Source organism: Streptomyces sp. NPDC001914 (assembly GCF_042891215.1).
Lineage (GTDB): Bacteria > Actinomycetota > Actinomycetes > Streptomycetales > Streptomycetaceae > Streptomyces.
This window is the reverse complement of sequence record NZ_JBIASW010000003.1, coordinates 122,981-143,682: the sequence shown is the minus strand read 5'-3', so window position 1 is coordinate 143,682 and position 20,702 is coordinate 122,981. Positions and strand designations below refer to the sequence as shown.

At 71.8% G+C, this 20,702-nt stretch carries 24 protein-coding genes and 1 riboswitch; of the genes, 10 read left to right on the top strand and 14 right to left on the bottom strand.

From position 1 onward, the window contains the following. The first annotated feature begins 16 nt into the window (after positions 1–16). Complete coding sequence (locus ACFYYF_RS09925; protein ID WP_361684151.1) at positions 17–175, top strand: hypothetical protein; 159 nt, start codon at positions 17–19, stop codon at positions 173–175. A 48-nt stretch (positions 176–223) separates the two neighbouring features. Here the strand turns inward: ACFYYF_RS09925 and ACFYYF_RS09920 are convergent, their stop codons facing one another. Genes ACFYYF_RS09920 through ACFYYF_RS09905 form a run of 4 tightly spaced genes read right to left on the bottom strand, consistent with a single transcriptional unit; the run spans position 224 to position 4,337 of the window. Next, the gene (locus ACFYYF_RS09920; RefSeq protein ID WP_388773266.1) at positions 224–1,429 is read right to left on the bottom strand and encodes a sensor histidine kinase; all 1,206 of its coding nucleotides are present in this window, start codon (positions 1,427–1,429) and stop codon (positions 224–226) included. Then, complete coding sequence (locus tag ACFYYF_RS09915; RefSeq protein ID WP_388773264.1) at positions 1,426–3,207, bottom strand: cation acetate symporter; 1,782 nt, start codon at positions 3,205–3,207, stop codon at positions 1,426–1,428. The genes ACFYYF_RS09920 and ACFYYF_RS09915 overlap by 4 nt, the downstream gene beginning before the upstream one ends. A 3-nt stretch (positions 3,208–3,210) precedes the next feature. Beyond that, positions 3,211–3,570 carry a hypothetical protein gene (locus ACFYYF_RS09910; RefSeq protein WP_361684157.1) on the bottom strand — a complete coding sequence of 120 codons (360 nt, stop codon included), beginning with the start codon at positions 3,568–3,570 and terminating at the stop codon, positions 3,211–3,213. A gap of 11 nt (positions 3,571–3,581) precedes the next feature. After that, the gene (locus tag ACFYYF_RS09905) at positions 3,582–4,337 is read right to left on the bottom strand and encodes a response regulator transcription factor (RefSeq protein WP_361684159.1); all 756 of its coding nucleotides are present in this window, start codon (positions 4,335–4,337) and stop codon (positions 3,582–3,584) included. A gap of 98 nt (positions 4,338–4,435) precedes the next feature. Here ACFYYF_RS09905 and ACFYYF_RS09900 point away from each other — a divergent pair, with 98 nt between their 5' ends. From ACFYYF_RS09900 to ACFYYF_RS09885, 4 genes are all read left to right on the top strand, one after another. Continuing rightward, positions 4,436–4,939, top strand: coding sequence for an Lrp/AsnC family transcriptional regulator (locus ACFYYF_RS09900; RefSeq protein WP_151470518.1), 504 nt, complete (start codon positions 4,436–4,438; stop codon positions 4,937–4,939). A gap of 125 nt (positions 4,940–5,064) precedes the next feature. Continuing rightward, positions 5,065–5,877, top strand: a complete 813-nt coding sequence (ddaH, locus tag ACFYYF_RS09895) for a dimethylargininase (RefSeq protein ID WP_365487271.1) — start codon at positions 5,065–5,067, stop codon at positions 5,875–5,877. Further along, positions 5,874–7,124, top strand: a complete 1,251-nt coding sequence (gene rocD, locus ACFYYF_RS09890) for an ornithine--oxo-acid transaminase (RefSeq protein ID WP_388773261.1) — start codon at positions 5,874–5,876, stop codon at positions 7,122–7,124. The genes ddaH and rocD overlap by 4 nt, the downstream gene beginning before the upstream one ends. A gap of 100 nt (positions 7,125–7,224) precedes the next feature. Continuing rightward, positions 7,225–7,950, top strand: a complete 726-nt coding sequence (locus ACFYYF_RS09885) for a lysophospholipid acyltransferase family protein (RefSeq protein ID WP_365487265.1) — start codon at positions 7,225–7,227, stop codon at positions 7,948–7,950. A 79-nt stretch (positions 7,951–8,029) separates the two neighbouring features. Here the strand turns inward: ACFYYF_RS09885 and ACFYYF_RS09880 are convergent, their stop codons facing one another. The 8 genes from ACFYYF_RS09880 to ACFYYF_RS09845 all read right to left on the bottom strand — a co-directional run bounded on the left by ACFYYF_RS09880 (position 8,030) and on the right by ACFYYF_RS09845 (position 15,417). Then, positions 8,030–9,634, bottom strand: a complete 1,605-nt coding sequence (locus ACFYYF_RS09880; protein WP_388773258.1) for an alpha/beta hydrolase — start codon at positions 9,632–9,634, stop codon at positions 8,030–8,032. Positions 9,635–9,802: 168 nt separating this feature from the next. Then, entirely contained in the window at positions 9,803–10,561 is a 759-nt protein-coding gene (locus tag ACFYYF_RS09875) for an urease accessory protein UreD (protein WP_388773255.1), read from the bottom strand. Next, positions 10,558–11,235 carry an urease accessory protein UreG gene (gene ureG / locus ACFYYF_RS09870; RefSeq protein ID WP_361684172.1) on the bottom strand — a complete coding sequence of 226 codons (678 nt, stop codon included), beginning with the start codon at positions 11,233–11,235 and terminating at the stop codon, positions 10,558–10,560. Before ureG ends, ACFYYF_RS09875 begins: the two co-directional genes overlap by 4 nt. Before the next feature lie 444 nt (positions 11,236–11,679). Further along, positions 11,680–12,354, bottom strand: coding sequence for an urease accessory protein UreF (locus ACFYYF_RS09865; RefSeq protein ID WP_388773252.1), 675 nt, complete (start codon positions 12,352–12,354; stop codon positions 11,680–11,682). Beyond that, complete coding sequence (locus ACFYYF_RS09860) at positions 12,354–14,075, bottom strand: urease subunit alpha (protein ID WP_361684175.1); 1,722 nt, start codon at positions 14,073–14,075, stop codon at positions 12,354–12,356. Before ACFYYF_RS09860 ends, ACFYYF_RS09865 begins: the two co-directional genes overlap by 1 nt. After that, positions 14,068–14,379: an urease subunit beta gene (locus ACFYYF_RS09855; protein WP_361684177.1), complete on the bottom strand. Its 312-nt coding sequence runs from the start codon at positions 14,377–14,379 to the stop codon at positions 14,068–14,070. Before ACFYYF_RS09855 ends, ACFYYF_RS09860 begins: the two co-directional genes overlap by 8 nt. Positions 14,380–14,394: 15 nt before the next feature. Further along, complete coding sequence (locus ACFYYF_RS09850; RefSeq protein WP_103550668.1) at positions 14,395–14,697, bottom strand: urease subunit gamma; 303 nt, start codon at positions 14,695–14,697, stop codon at positions 14,395–14,397. 444 nt (positions 14,698–15,141) lie between these two features. Continuing rightward, positions 15,142–15,417: a type II toxin-antitoxin system Phd/YefM family antitoxin gene (locus tag ACFYYF_RS09845; protein ID WP_361684179.1), complete on the bottom strand. Its 276-nt coding sequence runs from the start codon at positions 15,415–15,417 to the stop codon at positions 15,142–15,144. 187 nt (positions 15,418–15,604) lie between these two features. On the opposite strand from ACFYYF_RS09845, the gene ACFYYF_RS09840 reads away from it, so the two are divergent. The 3 genes from ACFYYF_RS09840 to ACFYYF_RS09830 all read left to right on the top strand — a co-directional run bounded on the left by ACFYYF_RS09840 (position 15,605) and on the right by ACFYYF_RS09830 (position 17,563). Beyond that, positions 15,605–16,240, top strand: coding sequence for an ATP-dependent Clp protease proteolytic subunit (locus ACFYYF_RS09840; protein ID WP_361684181.1), 636 nt, complete (start codon positions 15,605–15,607; stop codon positions 16,238–16,240). A 7-nt stretch (positions 16,241–16,247) separates the two neighbouring features. Then, a complete protein-coding gene (locus tag ACFYYF_RS09835; protein ID WP_361684183.1) occupies positions 16,248–16,553 on the top strand; it encodes a hypothetical protein in 306 nt (101 codons plus the stop codon). 336 nt (positions 16,554–16,889) lie between these two features. Continuing rightward, positions 16,890–17,086: riboswitch (cyclic di-AMP (ydaO/yuaA leader) on the top strand. 3 nt (positions 17,087–17,089) lie between these two features. Further along, entirely contained in the window at positions 17,090–17,563 is a 474-nt protein-coding gene (locus tag ACFYYF_RS09830; RefSeq protein ID WP_361684185.1) for a C40 family peptidase, read from the top strand. A gap of 119 nt (positions 17,564–17,682) precedes the next feature. Here ACFYYF_RS09830 and ACFYYF_RS09825 read toward each other — a convergent pair whose 3' ends face one another. Next, positions 17,683–18,141, bottom strand: a complete 459-nt coding sequence (locus tag ACFYYF_RS09825; RefSeq protein ID WP_361684187.1) for an ATP-binding protein — start codon at positions 18,139–18,141, stop codon at positions 17,683–17,685. A 212-nt stretch (positions 18,142–18,353) separates the two neighbouring features. Here ACFYYF_RS09825 and ACFYYF_RS09820 point away from each other — a divergent pair, with 212 nt between their 5' ends. Together ACFYYF_RS09820 and ACFYYF_RS09815 are read left to right on the top strand one after the other, a co-directional pair. Then, positions 18,354–19,211 (top strand): helix-turn-helix domain-containing protein, encoded by an 858-nt coding sequence (locus ACFYYF_RS09820; protein WP_388773246.1) that lies wholly within the window; start codon positions 18,354–18,356, stop codon positions 19,209–19,211. Between the two features lie 11 nt (positions 19,212–19,222). Further along, entirely contained in the window at positions 19,223–19,447 is a 225-nt protein-coding gene (locus tag ACFYYF_RS09815) for a DUF397 domain-containing protein (RefSeq protein ID WP_361684191.1), read from the top strand. A gap of 99 nt (positions 19,448–19,546) precedes the next feature. Here ACFYYF_RS09815 and ACFYYF_RS09810 read toward each other — a convergent pair whose 3' ends face one another. Beyond that, the gene (locus tag ACFYYF_RS09810; RefSeq protein WP_388773244.1) at positions 19,547–20,671 is read right to left on the bottom strand and encodes an 8-amino-7-oxononanoate synthase; all 1,125 of its coding nucleotides are present in this window, start codon (positions 20,669–20,671) and stop codon (positions 19,547–19,549) included. Between the last annotated feature and the right edge of the window lie 31 nt (positions 20,672–20,702).

The window sequence follows — 20,702 nt, the reverse complement described above, 5'->3', positions numbered from 1 at the left end:
CGAGGAGGGTGTTGCGATGCCCGGTTCGACGAAGACGATGGGGGTGCTCACCGTGGGCGGGCTCGTCGTGGTGACGGCCTACACGGTGGCACTGGGCAGCAACGGCTGGCTGTGGTTCGGCTGGGTCGTGCTCGGTCTGGTCACGCTGGGGATGGTGGTCTCCCGCAGCACCTGACCGCGGGCCCGCCGCACGGGCGGGCCCCGCCCCCGGCGGCGGGCCCCTTCACTGCCGGGGGCGTCGGGCCGCCGAGTGCACGCCGGGCTGGTATTTGGGGAGCCGGGCGGTGATCTTCATTCCCGCTCCCACCGCGGTCTCGATGACCAGGCCGTGATCGTCGCCGTACACCTGGCGCAGCCGCTCGTCGACGTTCGAGAGGCCGATCCCCCCGGAGGGGCCGACCTCTCCGGACAGGATGCGGCGCAGCCGCTCCGGGTCCATGCCGATGCCGTTGTCCTCGATGACCACGAGGGCCTCGGCACCGGCGTCCTGAGCCGTGATGCTGATGTGGCTCTTGTCGGTCTTGCCCTCGAGCCCGTGTTTGACCGCGTTCTCCACCAGGGGCTGGAGACAGAGGAAGGGCAGCGCGACGGGCAGCACCTCGGGGGCGATCTGCAGGGTGACGGACAGCCGGTCGCCGAAGCGGGCCCGGACGAGCGCCAAGTAGTGGTCGATGGCGTGCAGTTCGTCGGCGAGGGTGGTGAAGTCGCCGTGCCGGCGGAACGAGTAGCGGGTGAAGTCGGCGAACTCCAGGAGGAGATCGCGGGCACGCTCGGGATCGGTGCGGACGAACGAGGCGATCACGGCGAGCGAGTTGAAGATGAAGTGCGGGGATATCTGGGCGCGGAGCGCCTTGATCTCCGCCTCGATGAGACGCGTGCGGGACCGGTCGAGGTCGGCCAGTTCCAGTTGGACGGAGACCCAGCGCGCGACCTCGCCGGCGGCCCGCACCAGGACGGCGGACTCGCGGGGCGCGCAGGCGACGAGCGCCCCGTGCACCCGTTCGTCGACGGTGAGCGGGGCGACGACGGCCCAGCGCAGCGGGCAGTCGGGCTCGTCGCAGGTCAGCCGGAAGGCCTCGCCCCGGCCGGTCTCCAGCGGGCCGCCGAGGCGTTCCATGACCTCGTCGCGGTGATGGGCGCCGACGCCGTCCCAGACGAGGACCGTGTCCTGGTCGGTGAGACACAGGGCGTCCGTGCCGAGCAGGGTGCGCAGCCGCCGGGCGGACCGGCGGGCCGTCTCCTCGGTGAGTCCGGCGCGGAGCGGGGGCGCGGCAAGGGAGGCGGTGTGCAGGGTCTGGAAGGTGGCGTGCTCGACCGGGGTGCCGAGTCCTCCGAGGCTCTCGGGCCGTGCGGTACGCCTGCCGAGCCAGAACCCGGCCGCCAGCAGGGGGAGCACGGCCACACAGAGCCCGGCGACGAACCCGCTCACCCGCCGACCACCCCTCCGGTCGCCTTCGTGCCCGCCGTCGCGTCCGCCGGTGTGCCGACCGCGGCGCGGACCTGGTCGTCCGTGAGTTCCTCCGGGAGGTGGAAGCGGGCGAGGATCGCCGCCGTGCCGGGCGGTACGCGGGCGGCGGTGGCCAGCGACACCAGCACCATGGTCACGAAGCCGAGCGGCACCGACCAGAGGGCCGGCCAGGCGAGCAGCGCGCGCAGCGGACCTGTCGTCCCCGGGTAGCCGGCCATGGTCGCGCCGACGGCGAGGAGTGCCGCGCCGCCGCCGACGAGCATCCCGGCCGCCGCGCCGGGCGGGGTGAGCCGCCGCCACCAGATGCCGAGGACCAGCAGCGGGCAGAAGGAGGACGCGGACACGGCGAACGCGAGCCCCACCGCGTCGGCGACGGGCAGCCCGCCGACCAGCACGCTCGCGGCGAGCGGTACGGCCATCGCCAGGACGGTGCCGAGTCGGAAGTGCCGTACGCCGCGGGAGGGCAGGACGTCCTGGGTGAGCACGCCCGCGACGGCCATGGTGAGCCCGGAGGCCGTCGAGAGGAACGCGGCGAAGGCGCCGCCCGCGACGAGCGCACCGAGCAGGTCAGCGCCGACTCCGCCGATCATCCGGTCGGGCAGCAGGAGGACGGCGGCGTCCGCGTCGCCGGTGAGGCTGAGTTCGGGGGCGTACAGCCGGCCCAGGGCTCCGTAGACGGGGGGCAGGAGGTAGAAGGCGCCGATGAGGCCGAGGACGGCGACGGTGGTGCGGCGGGCGGCGACGCCGTGCGGGCTGGTGTAGAAGCGGACCACGACGTGCGGGAGGCCCATCGTGCCGAGGAAGGTGGCGAGGATCAGTCCGTACGTGGCGTAGAGCGGGCGTTCCTCGCGGCCGACCGCGGGCGCGGTGGAGAGGGCGTCGGCGCTGCCGCGTTCGGCCGCGGGGACGGGGGTTCCCCGGTCGAAGGTCAGCCGGGTGCCGCCGTCGACGCGGTGGGTGCCCCGTGGGAGCCGGACGCGCGTGCCCTCGTACCGGCGGCCGTCGACGGTGCCCGTCGCGGTGACGGCGAGCGGCCGCGACAGCTTCAGGTCGAGGGTGGAGTCGATCCGGACGAGGCGCTGTTCGCGGAAGGCCGGCGGTTCCTCGAAGGCGTCGCGGGGGGCACCGTGGGACTGCCAGGCGAGGATCAGGAAGAGCGCGGGGACGAGCAGGGCGGTGAGCTTCAGCCAGTACTGGAAGGCCTGGACGAAGGTGATGCTGCGCATGCCGCCGGCGGCGACCGTGGCCACGACGACGGCGGCGACCAGTACCCCGCCGAACCAGTCGGGCGCGTCGGTCAGGACCGCCAGTGTCAGCCCCGCGCCTTGCAGTTGGGGCAGCAGATAGAGCCAGCCGACGCCGACGACGAAGGCCCCGGCGAGCCGTCTGACGGCCTGGGAGCCGAGCCGGGCCTCCGCGAAGTCGGGCAGGGTGTAGGCGCCGGAGCGGCGCAGGGGTGCGGCGACGAAGAGGAGCAGCACGAGATAGCCGGCGGTGTAGCCGACCGGGTACCAGAGCATGTCGGGTCCCTGGACGAGCACCAGGCCGGCGATGCCGAGGAAGGAGGCGGCGGAGAGGTATTCGCCGCTGATCGCGGCCGCGTTGAGCCGGGGGCCGACGGTGCGCGAGGCGACGTAGAAGTCGGAGGTGGTCCGGGAGATGCGCAGGCCGAACGCGCCGACCAGGACGGTCGCGAGGACGACGAGGGCGACGGCGGGAACGGAGTAGTTCTCGTTCACGGTTCAGCGGTCCTCGACCAGGCGCACGAGGTCCTTCTCGTTGCGCTCCGCCCGTCGTACGTACCAGCGGGCCAGCAGCACCAGCGGCGGGTAGAGGCAGAAGCCGAGGACGGCCCATTCCAGGGTGGCTCCGTCCGGCATCGCGGCGAAGACCAGCGGCAGGGGCCCGACGAGCAGGACGAGGACGGCGAACGTGACGCAGGCGGCGCGGAGTTGACTGCGCATCAGGGAGCGTACGTAGGTGTGCCCGAGTGTGGTCTGTTCGTCGATCTCGGTCCTCGGCCGGTAGTAGCCGGAGGTCCGGCCGGTGTGCCGGGGCACTCCGGTGACGACCACGCGGCGTTCGGTGGGGTCCTGCGGCACGCGGGTGCTCCTCAGCTCGTGGTCCGGCGCAGCAGCAGATCGCGCAGTTGGCGGGCGTGCCGGCGGCTGACCGCGAGTTCGGCCGAGTCGACGAGGACGCTCACCGTGCCCGCGTCCAGGCGGAGTTCGCCGATGTGGCGCAGGGCGACGAGGTGGCGCCGGTGGATGCGGACGAAACCGCGGGAGCGCCAGCGTTCCTCGAGCGTGGACAGCGGGATGCGCACGAGGTGGCTGCCCTGCGCGGTGTGCAGGCGGGCGTAGTCGCCGTGCGCCTCGACGTGGGTGATGTCCTCGACGGCCACGAAGCGTGTGACTCCGCCGAGTTCGACGGATATGTGGTCGGGGTCGGGCTCGTGGACGGGGATCAGGGGTGCGGTGTCCCGCAGTTGGGCGGCCCTGCGGACGGCCTCGGCGAGCCGTTCGCGGCGCACGGGCTTCAGGACGTAGTCGACGGCCTTGAGTTCGAATGCCTGCACGGCGAATCCCTCGTGTGCGGTGACGAACACGACGAGCGGGGGCTGCGCGAACCCGCCGAGGAGCCGGGCCAGGTCGAGCCCGTCCAGGCCGGGCATGTGGATGTCGAGGAAGACGACGTCGATGGCCTCGGGTCCGCCGGGGCCCGACTGCAGGGCCCGGTTGATCCGGCGCAGCGCCTCGGTCGCGTCGCTCGCTCCCTCGGCGCTGCCGACCCGGGGATCGGCGTTGAGCAGATACAGCAGCTCTTCGAGGGAGGGTTGTTCGTCGTCGACGGCGAGCGCGCGCAGCATGAGAGTGGAGTGTAGGAGCGAATCGCGCGGCTGGACATGTGCCGGACACGGCCGTCGTCCCCGGCCGGGTGGCGGCCGCGGCTGGATACAGTGCCGCCATGAACAGCAAGCCCGCGATGTTCGACGAGCTCGACCGCAAGATCATCACAGCCCTGATGGCCAATGCCCGGACGAGTTTCGCGGAGATCGGCGCGGCGATCGGGCTGTCCGCGACGGCGGTCAAGCGCCGGGTCGACCGGTTGCGCGAGACGGGCGTGATCACCGGGTTCACGGCCACGGTGAAGCCCGCGGCGCTCGGCTGGCGCACGGAGGCGTACGTGGAGGTGTACTGCGAGGGCGCCGCGCCGCCCAGGCGGCTCGCGGAGGTGGTGCGCAACCATCCGGAGATCACCGCGGCGATGACGGTGACCGGGGGCGCGGACGCGCTGCTGCATGTGCGGGCGGTCGACGTGGAGCACTTCGAGGAGGTCCTGGAGCGCATCCGGGTGGAGCCGTTCATCCGGAAGACGATCAGCTACATGGTGCTGTCCCATCTGCTGCCCGAGGCTCCGGAGGCCGGGGCGACCCACGCCGCCCCGGACGACGCAGGAAACGTGCGCTGACCCTGCCGATCACGCAGCAGTGCTGCGTATACGCGCAGCTCTCGTCGCTTGTCGGCCGCGTGCCCCGCTTCTTACCGTTGAGGTATCCCACCAGATGACACCGCAGGAAGCGGAGGAACCTCTCTGTGTCCGAAAGCCGTGTGCCGCGCCCCCGGCGCTTCCTCGTCTGCGAACCCAGACACTTCGCCGTGCAGTACGCGATCAACCCGTGGATGCGTCCCGACACCCCCGTGGACGTCGATCTCGCGCGAGCTCAGTGGCAGGCGCTGATCAGCGCCTATCGCGCGCACGGCCACACCGTCGAATCCGTCGAGCCGGTCCCGGGCCTTCCCGACATGGTCTTCGCCGCCAACTGCGCGCTCGTCCTGGAGGGCCGCGTCTTCGGCTCGTCCTTCCACGCACCCGAGCGCCGCCCCGAGTCCACCGCGTACGACACGTGGTTCAAGACGGCCGGCTTCGACGTCTACCGCCCGGAGTCGGTGTGCGAGGGCGAGGGCGACCTCGTCCCGACCCGCCGCCACATCCTCGCCGGTACGGGCTTTCGCACCACGCCCGAGGCCCATCGCGAGGTCCAGGAGTTCTTCGGCGTCCCGGTGATCAGCCTGCGCCTGGTGGACCCGCACTTCTATCACCTGGACACCGCGCTCTTCGTCCTCGACGACGACAACATCGCGTACTACCCGGAGGCGTTCTCGCCGGGCAGTCGCGAGGTGCTGGGCCGGCTGTTCCCGGACGCGGTGCTCGCCACCCGTGAGGACGCCCTCGTCTTCGGCCTGAACTCCGTCTCGGACGGCCGTCACGTCTTCATCGCGCCGCGTGCCGAAGCCCTGGCCGACCAGCTCGTCGCCCATGGGTACGTCCCCGTCCCCGTCGACCTGTCCGAGTTCCACAAGGCCGGCGGTGGCATCAAGTGCTGTACACAGGAGATCCGTTCATGACCGCTCCCGTCCGCGCGACCACGCCCGCCGGCGCCGGCACCCGCAGCTCCGAGGAACTGATCCGGGCCGAGGGGCCCGTCCTGGCGCACAACTACCACCCGCTGCCCGTGGTCGTCGCGCACGCCGAGGGCACCTGGGTCGAGGACGTCGAGGGGCGCCGCTACCTCGACATGCTGGCGGGCTACTCCGCGCTCAACTTCGGCCACCGCAACCCGGTGCTGATCGAGGCGGCGCACCGCCAGCTCGACCGGCTCACCCTGACCTCGCGGGCCTTCCACAACGACCAGCTCGCCGGATTCGCCGAGTCCCTGGCCGCGTTGACGGGCCTGGACATGGTCCTGCCGATGAACACGGGCGCCGAGGCGGTGGAGAGCGCCATCAAGGTGGCGCGCAAGTGGGCGTACGAGGTGAAGGGCGTCGAGCCCGGCGCGGCCACCATCGTGGTCGCCGCCGACAACTTCCACGGCCGTACGACGACGATCGTCAGCTTCTCCACCGACGAGACGGCCCGCTCCGGCTTCGGCCCCTTCACGCCCGGCTTCCGGGTCGTGCCGTACAACGACCTGGCCGCTCTCGAAGCCGCGATCGACGAGAGCACGGCGGCGGTGCTGCTCGAACCCATCCAGGGCGAGGCGGGCGTGATCATCCCGGACGACGGCTATCTCGCCGGCGTCCGCGAGCTCACCCGCCGCGCCGGCTGCCTCTTCGTCGCGGACGAGATCCAGTCCGGCCTCGGCCGTACCGGCACCACCCTGGCGGTGGAACACGAGTCGGTCGTCCCCGACCTGCTGCTGCTCGGCAAGGCGCTCGGCGGCGGCATCGTGCCCGTCTCCGCGGTCGTCGGCCGCCGGGACGTGCTGGGTGTGCTGCGTCCGGGTGAGCACGGCTCGACGTTCGGCGGCAATCCGCTGGCCGCGGCGGTCGGCTCCGCGGTGGTGGGCCTGCTGGAGAGCGGTGAGTACCAGCGCAGGGCGGCCGAACTGGGCGGCCTGCTGCGGGACGGGCTGACTGCCCTGGTGGGCCGGGGCGTCGAGGGCTTCCGCTCACGGGGACTGTGGGCGGGCGTCGACATCGACCCGTCCATCGGCACCGGCCGGGAGATCAGCAAGGGCCTGATGCGGGAGGGGATTCTGGTCAAGGACACCCACGGCTCGACGATCCGGCTGGCCCCGCCGCTCACGATCACGGCCGAGGAACTCCGGGCGGCTCTCGGGTCTCTTGAGAAAGTGCTGACGCAAGGGGTCTGATACGCGCCAAGAGGCCACAGAGAGTGACACCTCGATGGTTACGCCCGGCGACGGCCGCGCCTACACTGATCGCTCCCCGGGGAAAACGAGGAGTGCCCCAGTGTTTTATCACGTGCTGAAATATGTGCTTCTGGGTCCGCTGCTGAGAGTGACCTTCCGGCCTCGGATCGAGGGCCTCGAGCACGTACCGTCGTCGGGCCGCGCCATCGTCGCCGGCAACCACCTGTCCTTCGCGGACCACTTCCTGATGCCGGCGATCCTGAAGCGCCGGATCACCTTCCTGGCGAAGGCCGAGTACTTCACCGGGCCCGGCATCAAGGGGCGTCTGACGGCGGCGTTCTTCCGCAGCATCGGGCAGATCCCGGTGGACCGCTCCGGCAAGGAGGCGGGCCAGGCCGCGATCCGCGAGGGCCTCGGCGTGCTGACCAAGGACGAGCTGCTCGGGATCTACCCCGAGGGCACCCGTTCGCACGACGGCCGCCTCTACAAGGGCAAGGTCGGGGTCGCCGTGATGGCTCTGCGGGCCGAGGCCCCGGTCGTCCCGTGCGCGATGATCGGCACCTTCGAGGCCCAGCCGCCCGGCCGGAAGCTCCCGCGGATCCACCCCGTGGTGATCCGCTTCGGCAAGCCCCTCGACTTCTCGCGCTACGCCGGGATGGAGGGCGAGAAGGCCGTGCTGCGCGCCATCACCGACGAGATCATGTACGCCATCCTGGCCCTCTCCGAGCAGGAGTACGTCGACCGGTACGCGGCCGACGTCAAGGCCGAGGAAGCCGCGCGGAAGGCCGAGGCGGGGCGCAGGTTCCGCCGCATGCCGCTGAGTTGACGCGGCCGGAGCGGGCGCGCACGCCACCCACGGCGAAGGGGGCGGCCGGGATTCCGGCCGCCCCCTCGTGCTGCCGGGACTACGGCTGCGGCGTGGCGTGCGGCGTGCAGGTCACGTCGGCGGCGTCCGTCTTGCCGGTGAGCAGGTAGGAGTCCACCCGCCCGTTGATGCACGGGTTGACCAGTCCGGTCACACCGTGCGAGCCCGCGCCCTGCTCGGTGATCAGGCGGGAGCCCTTGAACCGCTTGTGCAGCTCGACGGCGCCGGCGTACGGCGTGGCGGCGTCATTGGTGGACTGCACGATGAGGACGGCGGGCAGGCCCTTGCCGGTCTTCACCTCCACCGGGGTCTGCTGCTTGACCGGCCAGGTGGCGCACGGCAGGTTCATCCACGCGTTGGCCCAGGTCATGAACGGGTACTGGGCGTTGAGCCGGGTGTTGTCCCGGTCCCACGTCCGCCAGCTCGTGGGCCAGTGCGCGTCGGTGCACTCGACGGCCGTGTACACGGCGTTCCCGTTCTCCGAGGAGATGTTGCCCGCCGTGTCCGACAGGTCGGGGGACGCGGCGTCGACGAGCGCCTGGGTGTCACCGGCGACGTACTTGCTGAACACCGAGGCGGTCGGCACCCACGAGGAGTCGTAGTACGGGGCGCTCTGGAAGAAGGAGATCAGCTCGGCGGGGCCGACGACGCCGCCCAGCGGGGCCTTCTTCGCGGTGGCCCGCAGCTTCAGCCACTGGTCCTGCACCTTGGCGCGGGTGTCACCGAGGTGGAAGGTCGCGTCGTTCTTGGCGACCCAGTCCTCCCAGTCCTTCCAGCGGCCCTCGAAGGCGATGTCCTGCTCCAGGTTGGCCTGGTACCAGATGTTCTCGCGCGACGGGTTGACGACGCTGTCGACGACCATGCGGCGCACGTGCCCCGGGAAGAGCGTGCCGTAGACGGCCCCGAGGTAGGTGCCGTAGGAGACGCCCAGGTAGTTGAGCTTCTTCTCACCGAGCGCGGCCCGGATGACGTCGAGGTCGCGTGCCGTGTTGGGCGTGGTCATCTGCGCCAGCACGGCCTTGCCGCTGCGCTCGGCGCAGCCGTCGGCGTACTCCGCGGCCAGCTTGCGCTGCGCCCGCTTGTCGGACTCGGAGTCCGGGACCGGGTCCGCCTTGGGCGCCTTGACGAACTCCTGCGGGTCGATGCAGGAGATGGGCGCCGAGTGGCCGACGCCGCGCGGGTCGAAGCCCACGAAGTCGTACGCCTTGGCGGTGTTCACCCACAGGGGGTTCTTGGTGGTGACACGGCGCGGGAAGCGCATGCCGGAACCACCGGGGCCGCCCGGGTTGTAGACGAGCGCACCCTGGCGCTCCTCCTTGGTACCGGTGTTCCCGATGCGGTCCACGGCCAGCTTGAGCTGCTTGCCGTTGGGGTGCGCGTAGTCCAGCGGCACGCTCACCCAGCCGCACTGGATCGGCTTCTCGAAGCCCCAGTCGGCCGGGCAGTCCTGCCAGTCGATCCCGGCCTTGGCGGCCCGCTCGGCGGCGACGGCCGCGCCGCGCTGCTCGCGGCTCTGCCCGTGGCCGTGTCGCGAGTCGGCGGTGGCCGACGGCGCCGCGACGGCGCCGGCTATCAGGGTCGCCGTGACGAGCACGCCGGCCGAACCCAGCGCCGCCACCCGTTTCGTCGGTCTCTTGGACCTCAAGTGTGACCTCCCCGTACACAATTGCGATTGGTACGGCGATCCTTTCGGCTGTGAGGTCCCTGAGAACAGACGCGACCGGTGTTCTTTACCAATCCGATAGCCGGTACGACGTGTTCCGGTGAGCGGTGAAGGCGATGTGAATATGCCTTCGGAGCAACATAGTTGACGTCATGTGAGTTCGCCCAGTGCTTCGTCCAGCACCCGTCGCAGCAACAGCGCGTCGGGGGCGAGCGCCGTGACGAGCACGGCGGGTCCGGCGAGCGGGGTGATCGCCGCGTACTCCCCGAGCGGTCGGGCCGTCGGCAGGTCCTTCTCGAACTCCGGCTTTACGACGACGAGTTGCCCGAGTGCCCGATGCCCGGCGAGGACGGCGGGCCCGTCCCAGCCCCCGGGCGCACCGGGACCGCACGCCAACTCCTGGTCGAGCAGGGCCCGTCCGTCGCGTACCACGGTGAGGCGGCTGGTGAGCCGCCCGGGTTCCTCCCCCACGCGCCCGAGCACCTGCTCCTCCCGGAAGACGAGCCGGGCGCCCGACGCGAGGTCGATCCGCGAGGAGACGACTAGGTCGCTGCCGCCCGCGGAGATCAACTGTTCGGGCAGCCAGCACAGTTCACCCCCTTCGGCCACGTCCAGTCGCACCGCGTAGCGGGCCTCCCCCTTGGCCTGTCCGGGGAGCGCGATGGTGGCGGCGGCCGAGCCGACCCGCAGGCGCGCGCCCGTACCGACGCGGGCCTCGACGGCGAGCCGGTCGCCGCCGAGCGGTCCGCTCATGGCACCGACGAGCATCACGCGTGCCTCGGGTCCTGCGCCGCGGATCCGGCGCAGGGCGAGCGGCCCCTCTCCGTCCAGCACGGGCAGCGAGGTCCCGCCCCGGCCGTCGTCCCTGGCCTCGATCCGCGCCGTGGCACGGACTCCCGCCGTCGTCATGAGGCCCACGCCGCGAGCCGTTCCCGCACCCAGCCGGCGACCGCGCCGACGCCGGCCTCGGTGCGCAACGACTGGAAGACCACGGGCAGTCCGTCCCGCTGCGCCTTGGCGTCGCTCGCCATCCGCTCGAGGTCGGAGCCCACGTAGGGCGCCAGGTCGGTCTTGTTCACGACGAGCAGGTCGGCCGTCGTGACTCCGGGGCCGCCCTTGCGCGGGATGTCGTCCCCGCCCGCGACGTCGATCACGAAGATCTGCGCGTCGACGAGCCCCTTGGAGAAGGTGGCGGTGAGGTTGTCGCCGCCGGACTCCACGAGGATCAGGTCCAGCGGGCCGATCTCGTCCTCCAGGTCCTCGACCGCTTCGAGGTTGGCGGAGATGTCGTCCCGGATCGCGGTGTGCGGGCAGGCGCCCGTCTCGACGGCGGTGATCCGCTCGGGCGGCAGCACCGCCTCCCTCAGCAGGAACTCGGCGTCCTCGCGGGTGTAGATGTCGTTGGTGACGACGGCGAGGGACAGTTCGTCGCGCAGCGCCCGGCAGAGCGCGGCGACGGTGGCGGTCTTGCCCGAGCCGACGGGGCCACCGAGCCCTATGCGCAGGGCACGGCGCCGTCCGTCGGGCCGGTGGGCGTCGGCGCTGACCGCGGACGGCCCGTCGTGGCTGTGATCGAGGTGCACGGTGTGGCTCCGGTTTCTGGTCGGGTTCGGGTTCGGGTTGGAGTCGGGGTACGGCTACGAGGTCGGCGGCGGCCGCCCTGGAGGCTATGGCCGCCCGGCCGGGACGAGGGGGACCGACACCTGCGGGGTCGGTGCGGGGACAGGGCCGGGCGCCCCCGCCGGGGGCGGCTGCCCTCGGCCTGGTGATGCGCAGCCCCGGCCGCCGGGACGCGAACAGCCGTAGGTCGGTGGCCGTCCCGGCCGAGCGCAAGGTCCCGGGTTCCGGGACGCTCGGGACGTTCCGGGGTGCCACGGAACCCGCGCCCCCACGAGGTGCCACGGAACCCGCGGCCCCGCAGGCTGCCGACGGTCCGAAGGCCCGCGGACTGCCGACGGGCCGGGGCTGCGCGGACTGCCGGCGGTCCGAGGCTGCGCGGGCTGCCGGTGGTCTGAGGTGGGCGTCCGCTAGGACGCGAACAGTCTCACCGGCCATGCCGCGTGCGCCTCCGCGCCGATCTCCAGCAGCGGGGCCGACGCCGCGGGCAGCGCCTCGACGCCTTCGTCGAGGACCCGCCGCGCGGCACTCGCCGCCGCGTGGGCGACGAGGTCCAGCTCCGGCGCGAGCCGGGCCAGCGCGGCCGTCGCGTCGAACGGGTCGAGGCTCAGCAACCGCACCGTCGCCGACGCGGGCCCGCTGACGCACTCGTACGCGGAGCAGTACGCGGCGTCCTCGGGCCCGAGACCGGCGGCCCGCGCTGCCACGCCCAGCACGACCGGCTGATGCGCCCCCTTGGGGAACTCCCGTGCCAAAGCGTCCAGTTCGGCGGAGGGCCAGGTCGCCCTCGCGGCCCGCAGGAGCTGGCGGCCGAGACGACGCGCCGCGACCCGCAGGGCGAGCGAGGGCGTGCGGGCGTCGGCGGCCGCGTCCAGGGCCACCGGATCGACCCCGAGCGCGCCCGCCGCGGCCAGCGCGGCCGACACGAGTCCGCTCGTGTGCAGCCGGCCCCTGCAGAAGTCCTCCAGGCTCGCCGCTCCGGTGATCCGCCCGGCCCTGACCGCGGCCTCGGCCCCGCCGGAGTGCGCGTGCCCTCCGGCGGGGAAGCGGCCGTCGGCCAGGACGAGAAGTGCCGCCCGGGACATCAGAAGAGGAAGTAACGCTGGGCCATGGGCAGTTCGGCGGCCGGAGTCGCCTCGACGAGCTCCCCGTCGATGTGCACGGCGAAGCTGTCGGGGTCGATCCGCACGTCCGGCCGGGCGTCGTTCTCCCGCATGTCGGCCTTGGTCACCGCCCGCGTGGACTCGATGGCCACGAACCGCTTGCCCAGCGAGAGCCGTTCCGGCAGCCCGTCCTCGATGGCCAGCGGTGCCACGAAGTTGAACGAGTTCGCGGCCGGCGCCCGCCCGATCGCCCCGAACATCGGCCGGGGCAGCACCGGTTGCGGTGTCGGGATGGAGGCGTTGGCATCGCCCATCTGCGCGTACGCGATCTGCCCGCCCTTGACGACCAGATGCGGCTTGACCCCGAAGAAGGCCGGCTCCCACAGGACCAGGTCGGCGAGCTTGCCGGTCTCCACCGAGCCGATCTCGCGGGCGAGTCCCTGCGCGAGCGCCGGGTTGATCGTGTATTTGGCGACATAGCGACGTACACGATGATTGTCGGCGCGGCCGTCACCCGGCAGGGCGCCCCGGCGACGCTTCATCACATGGGCCGTCTGCCAGGTCCGCATGATCACCTCGCCGACGCGGCCCATGGCCTGGGAGTCGGAGGAGATGATCGAGATGGCTCCGAGGTCGTGGAGTATGTCCTCGGCCCCGATGGTGGACGGCCGGATGCGCGACTCGGCGAAGGCCAGGTCCTCGGGCACAGCGGGGTTCAGATGGTGGCAGACCATCAGCATGTCGAGGTGTTCCTCGGCCGTGTTGACGGTGTAGGGCCGGGTCGGGTTGGTCGAGCTGGGCAGGACGTACGACTCGGAGACCACGGTCATGATGTCGGGCGCGTGCCCGCCGCCCGCACCCTCCGTGTGGTACGCGTGGATACCGCGTCCGGCGATGGCGGCGAGGGTGTCGGCGACGAACCCGGACTCGTTCAGGGTGTCGGTGTGGATGGCGACCTGGATGCCGGTGCGGTCGGCGACGGTGAGCGCGGCGTCGATCGCGGCGGGCGTCGAGCCCCAGTCCTCGTGGATCTTCAGGCCGAGCGCGCCGCCCCGGATCTGCGAGAGCATCGCCTCGTGCGAGACGGTGTTGCCCTTGCCCAGCAGACCGAAGTTCAGCGGGTAGCCCTCCATCGCCTCCAGCATCCGGGCCAGATGCCAGGGACCGGGAGTGACGGTGGTCGCCTTGGAGCCCTCGGCGGGACCCGTGCCGCCGCCCACGAGCGTCGTGATGCCGGACGCCAGGGCCTCGTCGGCGATCTGCGGGCAGATCAGATGGACGTGGGCGTCGATGGCGCCCGCGGTCATGATCCGTCCGTTGCCCGCGATGATCTCGGTCTCGGGGCCGATCACCAGGTCGGGGTGGACTCCGTCCATGGTGTCGGGGTTGCCGGCCTTGCCGATGCCGGAGATCCGGCCGTCGCGGATACCGACGTCCGCCTTGACGATCCCCCAGTGGTCGACGATCACGACGCCGGTGACGACGGTGTCCGGGGTGCCGTCGGCGCGCGTGGCGCGTGCCTGGCCCATGGATTCCCGGATGACCTTGCCCCCGCCGAACACCGCCTCGTCACCGGCGAGACCGGGCCCGCCGCTGCGGTCCTCCTCGATCTCGATCAGCAGGTCCGTGTCGGCGAGACGGATGCGGTCGCCGGTGGTCGGACCGAACAGGTCGGCGTACGCGGCACGCGAGATCTCAGGCATCGAGGGCACCTCCGGTCTCCCCGCGCAGTCCGGGCACCACACGGGCACCGGCGAGCGGGACGAGTTCGACCTCGACCGGGATGCCGGGCTCGAAGCGCACGGCGGTTCCCGCGGCGACGTTGAGCCGCTTGCCGCGGGCGGCGGCGCGGTCGAAGTCCAGCCCGGGGTTGGCCTCGGCGAAGTGGTAGTGGGAGCCGACCTGGACAGGGCGGTCGGCGGCGTTGAGGACGGTCAGCCGGGTGGCCGCACGGCCCTCGTTGAACACGACGGGTTCGTCGGCGAAGAGGAACTCTCCGGGGATCACGGCGCTCCTCCCCCGTCAGACGATCGGGTCGTGGACGGTGACGAGCTTGGTGCCGTCCGGGAAGGTCGCCTCGACCTGGACGTCGTGGATCATCTCGGGGATGCCCGTCATGACGTCGTCGCGGGTGAGGATCTTGCGCCCGGAGGACATCAGCTCGGCGACGGTACGGCCGTCACGGGCGCCTTCGAGGATGTGCGAGGTGATCAGCGCGACGGCCTCGGGGTGGTTCAGTCTCAGCCCGCGGGCCCGGCGCTTCTCGGCGACGTCGGCCGCCACATGGATCAGCAGCCTCTCCTGCTCGTGCGGGGTCAGTTGCACGGCGTACCACCTCACATCCTCGCTCCGGGCCGTGCGGGGCCCGGTGGCCGCGGCCACCGAAACCCCTGGTGGCGTGGATGGGCACGCTAGTTGGCCGGAGTTTCGAGGACGTTAACCAGCCTGTGATCCCTTCCGGGCCCGGCCGAGGAGCCTCCTCGGGTCCGCGATGCCGCCCCGCTTGCCCCGTTCCGCCCGCCCGGGCCACGAGGGCACCCCGGGCGGCCATGAGGCCGTCGGAGGCCGTCGGAGGCCGGACCGTATACGGCACCGCCCGGCAGGGGCGGGAAGGGCGCCGCCGCGCGCTCCCGCCGAGCGGCACCAGCTGCGGGAGGGGTGCACCTTCGCGCCCACGCAGCGCGGGGACGCGCTGGCGCCACGGAAGCGGGGCCGCACGGGAAGCGGGGCCGCGCGGGAAGCGGGGCCGCACGCGGGCCGCGCGGGCGGTCAGGAGGCGCTGGGCCCCCGGTGCTCCGCGGCGATGCCGAACCGCTGGTGCTCGCGGGGCGCGGACGCCACCTCCCGGACGCTGGACAGAGAGCTGATCACGTCGTCCGCGGGCTCCGGGAGGTCTTCGAGGCGCTCCAGGTCGGCCGCGGAGACCAGGGCGACGAGCGGCTTGCCGTGCCGCGTCACGACGACGCGCTCACCGCCGTACACGACGCGGTTGATCAGTTCGGCGAGCTCAGCCCTGGCTTGCGTCACCGGAATCTCGTAGGCCATGACGTCCAGCTTAGACCGGGCCTCCCGTACTCCGCGGGCCGCGAGATCCCGCCATCCGGCGGTCCGCGGCGCGCCTCGACCGCCATCCCGCTCGGGCGGGCCGCCGTTTCGCTCTCAGCATGGCCCTCTTCCTCCGCGACGTACGTCCTGTACATTTTTTACAGACGTCGATCTGAGGAGGCGCGCCATGGACAGCCCGTCCGCCCGCTATGTCCTGCCCGAGTTCACGGAACGCACGAGCGCGGGACACCGGACCCTGGACCCGTACTCGAAGCTGCTCGGCGAGCGGATCGTGTTCCTCGGGACGCCGATCGACGACACCTCGGCGAACGACGTGACGGCCCAGTTCATGTACCTCGAACACCAGGCGCCCGAGCAGGACATCTCGCTCTACATCAACTCCCCCGGCGGCTCCTTCAGCGCGATGACCGCGATCTACGACACGATGCGGTTCGTCACCTGCGACGTCGAGACGATCTGCCTCGGCCAGGCGGCGTCGACCGCGGCGGTGCTGCTGGCCGCCGGGACCCCGGGCAAGCGGCTCGCGCTGCCGGGAGCCCGCGTCCTGCTTCACCAGCCGTCGGTCACCGAGCCGTTCGAGGGGCAGACGAGCGACCTGCTCCTCCAGGCCGAGGAGTTGATGCGGACCCGCCGGACGCTGGAGGAGATGCTCGGGCGCCACACGGGCCAGAGCCCGGAGCGGGTCACGGCGGACATCGAGCGCGACAAGATCCTCGACGCGCCGGCGGCGCTGGCCTACGGGCTGATCGACCGGATCGTCCCGAGCCGCCGGGCCGCCCTCGGCACCCCCGGCGCGAGGTGAGCGGCCGATGATCCCGGACCTCCCCCCGCTGCCCGCGCTGACCCGCGCCGAGGCCGAACTGATCGACCGCTATCTCGACGTGGTCGACCTGGTCGGCCGCGTCAACCCGTCCCGCCCCGGAGACACCTATCGCGGCCTGAGGGCGGCTCAGGCACTGGTCGGCAAGGCGGAGGCCCTGCGGGACGCCCTCGCGCTCATGCACCAGCGCGGCGAGAGCGAGGTGCACGCCGCGACGCTGGCCCAGGCTCTGCGGGTGCTCGGCGGAGAGCGGCGATCGGCCCGGGTCACCGTGCCGCCCGAGTCCGGAAGTTGACGGACCCGCACCCACGGGCCGGCACGCGCCGAAGCTCGCGGCGTCCGGTCCGCGACTCAAACGGACCGGATGGTGTACCCCCTGTCGGCGTATTCGCGGGTCCTTTCTACGACCCCTCCGAGTTGCGCAACACGCGGAGTCCGGACGCCGGATGAGGCCCGTCGTCGCAGGTGCGGGCCTCGTCGATGTCCCCAACACGTGCTCGAACGGAGGGTTGTTCACTCGAACGGCTGAGTGGTGAGTAAGCCCACAAAACGCCGGTTCCGCTCGGATTTTCCGACTCTGATGAGTGAAGATCCCTTCCGACGACAAGCCCCCGCCACAGCGGCGGGGCGGTCCGGGCGGACGCCGAGTCCTGCCGCCGCTCGGATGCCCGGTCGACAGGAGTGGATCGGCAGGAGTGGAGGACCCAGCTAGACGGGCCGCCGGATCAGTTCCGGACGGTCCTTGGGGTGAAGCCGCAACCGCGGCCGGGCAACTTCGCCAGCCCGAATCCGACAGGTCATCCTTCACAGGCGGCTGACGAAGGGTTGCGCATGACTGCGCTCAATCGTGTCCCGTCGCTGTGGACCCGGGCCGGTACGGCCTCGGCGCTCACCATCGCCGCCGTGGGCGGCAGCCTCGTGGTCCCCGGCGCCGCACCCGACGCCGAGGCGGCCACCGTTGCGACGAGGGCACTGCAGGTCGCGGCGTCGAAGCACGGCTCCCCGTACAAGTGGGGCGCCACGGGACCACACCGCTTCGACTGCTCGGGGCTCACGCTCTACTCGTTCAAGAAGGCGGGCAAGAAGCTGCCTCGTACGGCCGCGGCTCAGTACAACAAGACGCACCACGTCTCGGCCTCGCACCGCAAGGCCGGTGACCTCGTGTTCTTCCACTCGGGCCGGAACGTGTACCACGTCGGCATCTACGCCGGTAAGGGAAAGATCTGGCACTCCCCGAAGACCGGGGAAGTGGTGAAGCTCCAGAAGATCTGGACGAGAAGCGTCTGGTACGGCAGGGTCGGCTGACCCTTCCCGCCCGGGGCGGCGGACCCCGCCGCCCCGGAGCGGGCCCCCAGGGCCGCTGTGACGCCCTCTCGGCCCCTCGTGGGCCGGCATCCGTCCGGCGGACCTCGGAACGGCGGGCCTCAGGGCTCCTGGGGGCACCCGGCCGGCACCGGCTGGACGGGAACCGTCCACGGCAGCTCGATGCCGACCGTCTTGCCGCCCTCCCGGGTCGGTACGACGGAGAGCCGGCCGCCGCATTCGGCGGCGAGCCAGCGGATGATCACCATGCCGCGGCCGTTGTCCTGCTGGACAGCCGCGGGCAGCCGCTTCGGGAAGCGCGGATGGCTGTCGGTGACACCGATGCGCAGCCGCTCCTCCCGGTCCAGACGCACGCCGACCGTGAAGGTGGGCGACTGCCCGAACGTGTGCTGCACGGCGTTGGTGGCCAGTTCGGAGACGATCAGCCGCACCGTGTCGGCGACCTCACAGTCCCCCGGCAGGCCCCATTCGGACAGCACATCGGCGACGAATTTGCGGGCCACGGAAACCGAGACCGGTTCGCTCGGCAGTGTGACGGATGCTTCCTGATGGTCTGCCATGGCGACGTTCGTCCCTTTCCCACGGGACCGGAGCCCGACACCGAGCGGATGGTTCGAGTACGGTCCCGGACTGGTGCTTGCGCCAGACTGCCATTACCGGGCCGGTCGCGGGTGCGATCCACCGAATAATGCATATATCTGTCGCTCGATGCGGTGAACTCTGCGTCGGCAGAGCGTATTCGGACGACTTGGAAGGAGTAAGGAGAACTTCCATGCAGCACGGTCCCGCGGTGCGTCGCCGCAAGCTCGGAGCCGAACTGCGCGCGCTGCGCGCGGGCACGGGTCTCACGAGCGGGGAGGCGGCCCACCTGCTCGGCTGGCACCAGTCGAAGGTGAGCCGTATCGAAACCGGCACCAGCGGGGTGAAACCGGTCGATGTGGAACGCCTGTTGCACGCGTACGGCGTCGAGGACCCGGAACTGCGCCGGCTTCTGGTCGTGCTGGCGGGATCCGAGGTCAACGGCCGGCACCACTGGTGGCACGCGTACCGCGGGGTGATCCCGCCGGAGTACCGCGACTTCATCAGCCTGGAGTCGGGCGCCAGCGCCATGCGGACCCTGGAGACCTCCGTCGTACCCGGGCTGCTGCAGACGCCGGAGTACGCCCGCGCGGTGACACGGGCCGCCGTGGACGGACTGGAGGAGAGCAAACTCGACGCCCTGGTCGAAGTGCGCCTGGCCCGGCAGGACGTGCTGCGCTCGGACCCGCCGCTCGAACTGTCCGCCGTCCTGGACGAAGCGGTGTTACGGAGGGAGGTCGGCGGCCCCGATGTCATGGCGCGCCAGCTCCGCCGGCTGCGCGAGGCCGCCGTCCTGCCTCAAGTACGGCTCCAGGTACTGCCGTTCGCCGCCGGGGCCCACATCGGCGTGACCGGCCCTTTCGTTATTTTCTCATTTCCGAACACAGCTGATCTGGATGTGGTTGTTCTCGACCACTTGACGAGTAGCCTCTATCTCGAACGGAAAGAAGACCTCCAGGCCTACGCCGAGGCCTTCAACGCCCTTCAGTTCCACGCCCTTTCACCCGAGGACTCGTTGGACTACATCGCCGCGATGGGTGACGACACGTAAGGAGGCACATCATGTCTGCAATGCCTCGGTACGTACCTTCCAGCACTTCACTGCACTCCGTGCGTTGGCTGCGCAGCAGCCGCAGTACCGGGATGAACAACTGCGTCGAGACGGCACGCCCGAGCACCGGACCCTGGTCCGGAATGGTCGCGGTGCGCGATTCCAAGAACACGGCGGGACCCGCCCTGCTGTTCACCCCGGACGTCTGGGAGGGGTTCATCACCGGGCTGAACTGACCTCGCACGGTTCACCGCTAGACCGGATCATCGCTTCACGGCTCCACCGGCTCACAGGTTCACCGCTCCACCGGCTCACAGGTTCACCGCTCCACCGGTTCACCGGTTCCGGCTGATCACGTCCACCGCGTGCCCGATCTGCTCCTCGGTCAGGTCCGCGCGGGCCGTCAGCCGCAGCCTCGAAACACCGTCGGGCACCGACGGGGGACGGAAACAGCCGACGGCGAGGCCCGCCTCGCGGCAGTCGGCCGCCCATCGCACCGCCCGTTCGGGGGACGGTGCCCGCACGGAGACGACCGCGGCATCGGGTCGTACCGCGGAGAGACCCTCCGCCGTCAGCCGCGTGTGCAGCGCCCTGGCCACCTCGCGCGCCCGCGCCGCCCGCTCCGGCTCCCGCCGCAGCAGCCGCAGCGCCGCGAGGGCCGCGCCCGCCGCCGCCGGCGCCAGGCCGGTGTCGAAGATGAAGGTGCGCGCCGCGTTGATCAGATGGTCGATGACGGCCGCCGGGCCGAGGACGGCGCCGCCCTGGCTCCCGAGCGACTTGGACAGCGTGACGGTCACGACGACGTCCGGGTCCCCCGCGAGACCCGCGGCGTGCGGAGCGCCCCTGCCGCCGTCGCCCAGGACGCCGAGCCCGTGCGCGTCGTCGACGACGAGACCGGCGCCGTACTCCCGGCTGGCGAGGGCCAGTTCGGCGAGCGGGGCCGCGTCGCCGTCCACGGAGAAGACCGTGTCGGAGACGGTGACGGCGGGCCCGTCGTGGGTGCCGAGCGCCTTGCGCACGGCGTCGGGGTCCGCGTGGGGGACCACCTGGGTGGTGCCCCGGGCGAGCCGGCAGCCGTCGATCAGGGAGGCGTGGTTGCCGGCGTCCGAGACGACCAGCGAGCCGTACGGCGCGAGCGCGGTGACGGCGGCGAGGTTGGCCGCGTAGCCCGAGGACAGGACGAGCGCGGACTCGAAGCCGCAGAAGTCGGCCAGTTCGCGTTCCAGCTCCGCGTGGAGTTCGGTGGTGCCGGTGACGAGGCGGGAGCCGGTCGCGCCGCCGCCCCACCTGCGCGCGGCCGCGGCGGCGCCCTCGGTGACCTCCGGATGGCGGGCGAGCCCGAGGTAGTCGTTGCTCGCGAGATCGAGGAGCGGCGACTCGGCGGGGCGGGGGCGCAACGTACGCACGAGTCCGGCCCGGCGGCGCGCCTCGGCCTGCTCGTCGATCCAGCCGAACGCCATGTGTCCTCCGGGTCTCGCCGCGTACGCGGTC

Excerpts from the sequence above, each read along its gene's own strand:
- ACFYYF_RS09925 (WP_361684151.1), top strand. The coding sequence starts at position 17 with ATGCCCGGTTCGACGAAGACGATGGGGGTGCTCACCGTGGGCGGGCTC.
- ACFYYF_RS09905 (WP_361684159.1), bottom strand. The coding sequence starts at position 4,337 with ATGCTGCGCGCGCTCGCCGTCGACGACGAACAACCCTCCCTCGAAGAG.
- ACFYYF_RS09900 (WP_151470518.1), top strand. The coding sequence starts at position 4,436 with ATGAACAGCAAGCCCGCGATGTTCGACGAGCTCGACCGCAAGATCATC.
- rocD (WP_388773261.1), top strand. The coding sequence starts at position 5,874 with ATGACCGCTCCCGTCCGCGCGACCACGCCCGCCGGCGCCGGCACCCGC.
- ACFYYF_RS09875 (WP_388773255.1), bottom strand. The coding sequence starts at position 10,561 with ATGACGACGGCGGGAGTCCGTGCCACGGCGCGGATCGAGGCCAGGGAC.
- ACFYYF_RS09865 (WP_388773252.1), bottom strand. The coding sequence starts at position 12,354 with ATGTCCCGGGCGGCACTTCTCGTCCTGGCCGACGGCCGCTTCCCCGCC.
- ACFYYF_RS09860 (WP_361684175.1), bottom strand. The coding sequence starts at position 14,075 with ATGCCTGAGATCTCGCGTGCCGCGTACGCCGACCTGTTCGGTCCGACC.
- ACFYYF_RS09845 (WP_361684179.1), bottom strand. The coding sequence starts at position 15,417 with ATGGCCTACGAGATTCCGGTGACGCAAGCCAGGGCTGAGCTCGCCGAA.
- ACFYYF_RS09840 (WP_361684181.1), top strand. The coding sequence starts at position 15,605 with ATGGACAGCCCGTCCGCCCGCTATGTCCTGCCCGAGTTCACGGAACGC.
- ACFYYF_RS09835 (WP_361684183.1), top strand. The coding sequence starts at position 16,248 with ATGATCCCGGACCTCCCCCCGCTGCCCGCGCTGACCCGCGCCGAGGCC.
- ACFYYF_RS09830 (WP_361684185.1), top strand. The coding sequence starts at position 17,090 with ATGACTGCGCTCAATCGTGTCCCGTCGCTGTGGACCCGGGCCGGTACG.
- ACFYYF_RS09825 (WP_361684187.1), bottom strand. The coding sequence starts at position 18,141 with ATGGCAGACCATCAGGAAGCATCCGTCACACTGCCGAGCGAACCGGTC.
- ACFYYF_RS09820 (WP_388773246.1), top strand. The coding sequence starts at position 18,354 with ATGCAGCACGGTCCCGCGGTGCGTCGCCGCAAGCTCGGAGCCGAACTG.
- ACFYYF_RS09815 (WP_361684191.1), top strand. The coding sequence starts at position 19,223 with ATGTCTGCAATGCCTCGGTACGTACCTTCCAGCACTTCACTGCACTCC.
- ACFYYF_RS09810 (WP_388773244.1), bottom strand. The coding sequence starts at position 20,671 with ATGGCGTTCGGCTGGATCGACGAGCAGGCCGAGGCGCGCCGCCGGGCC.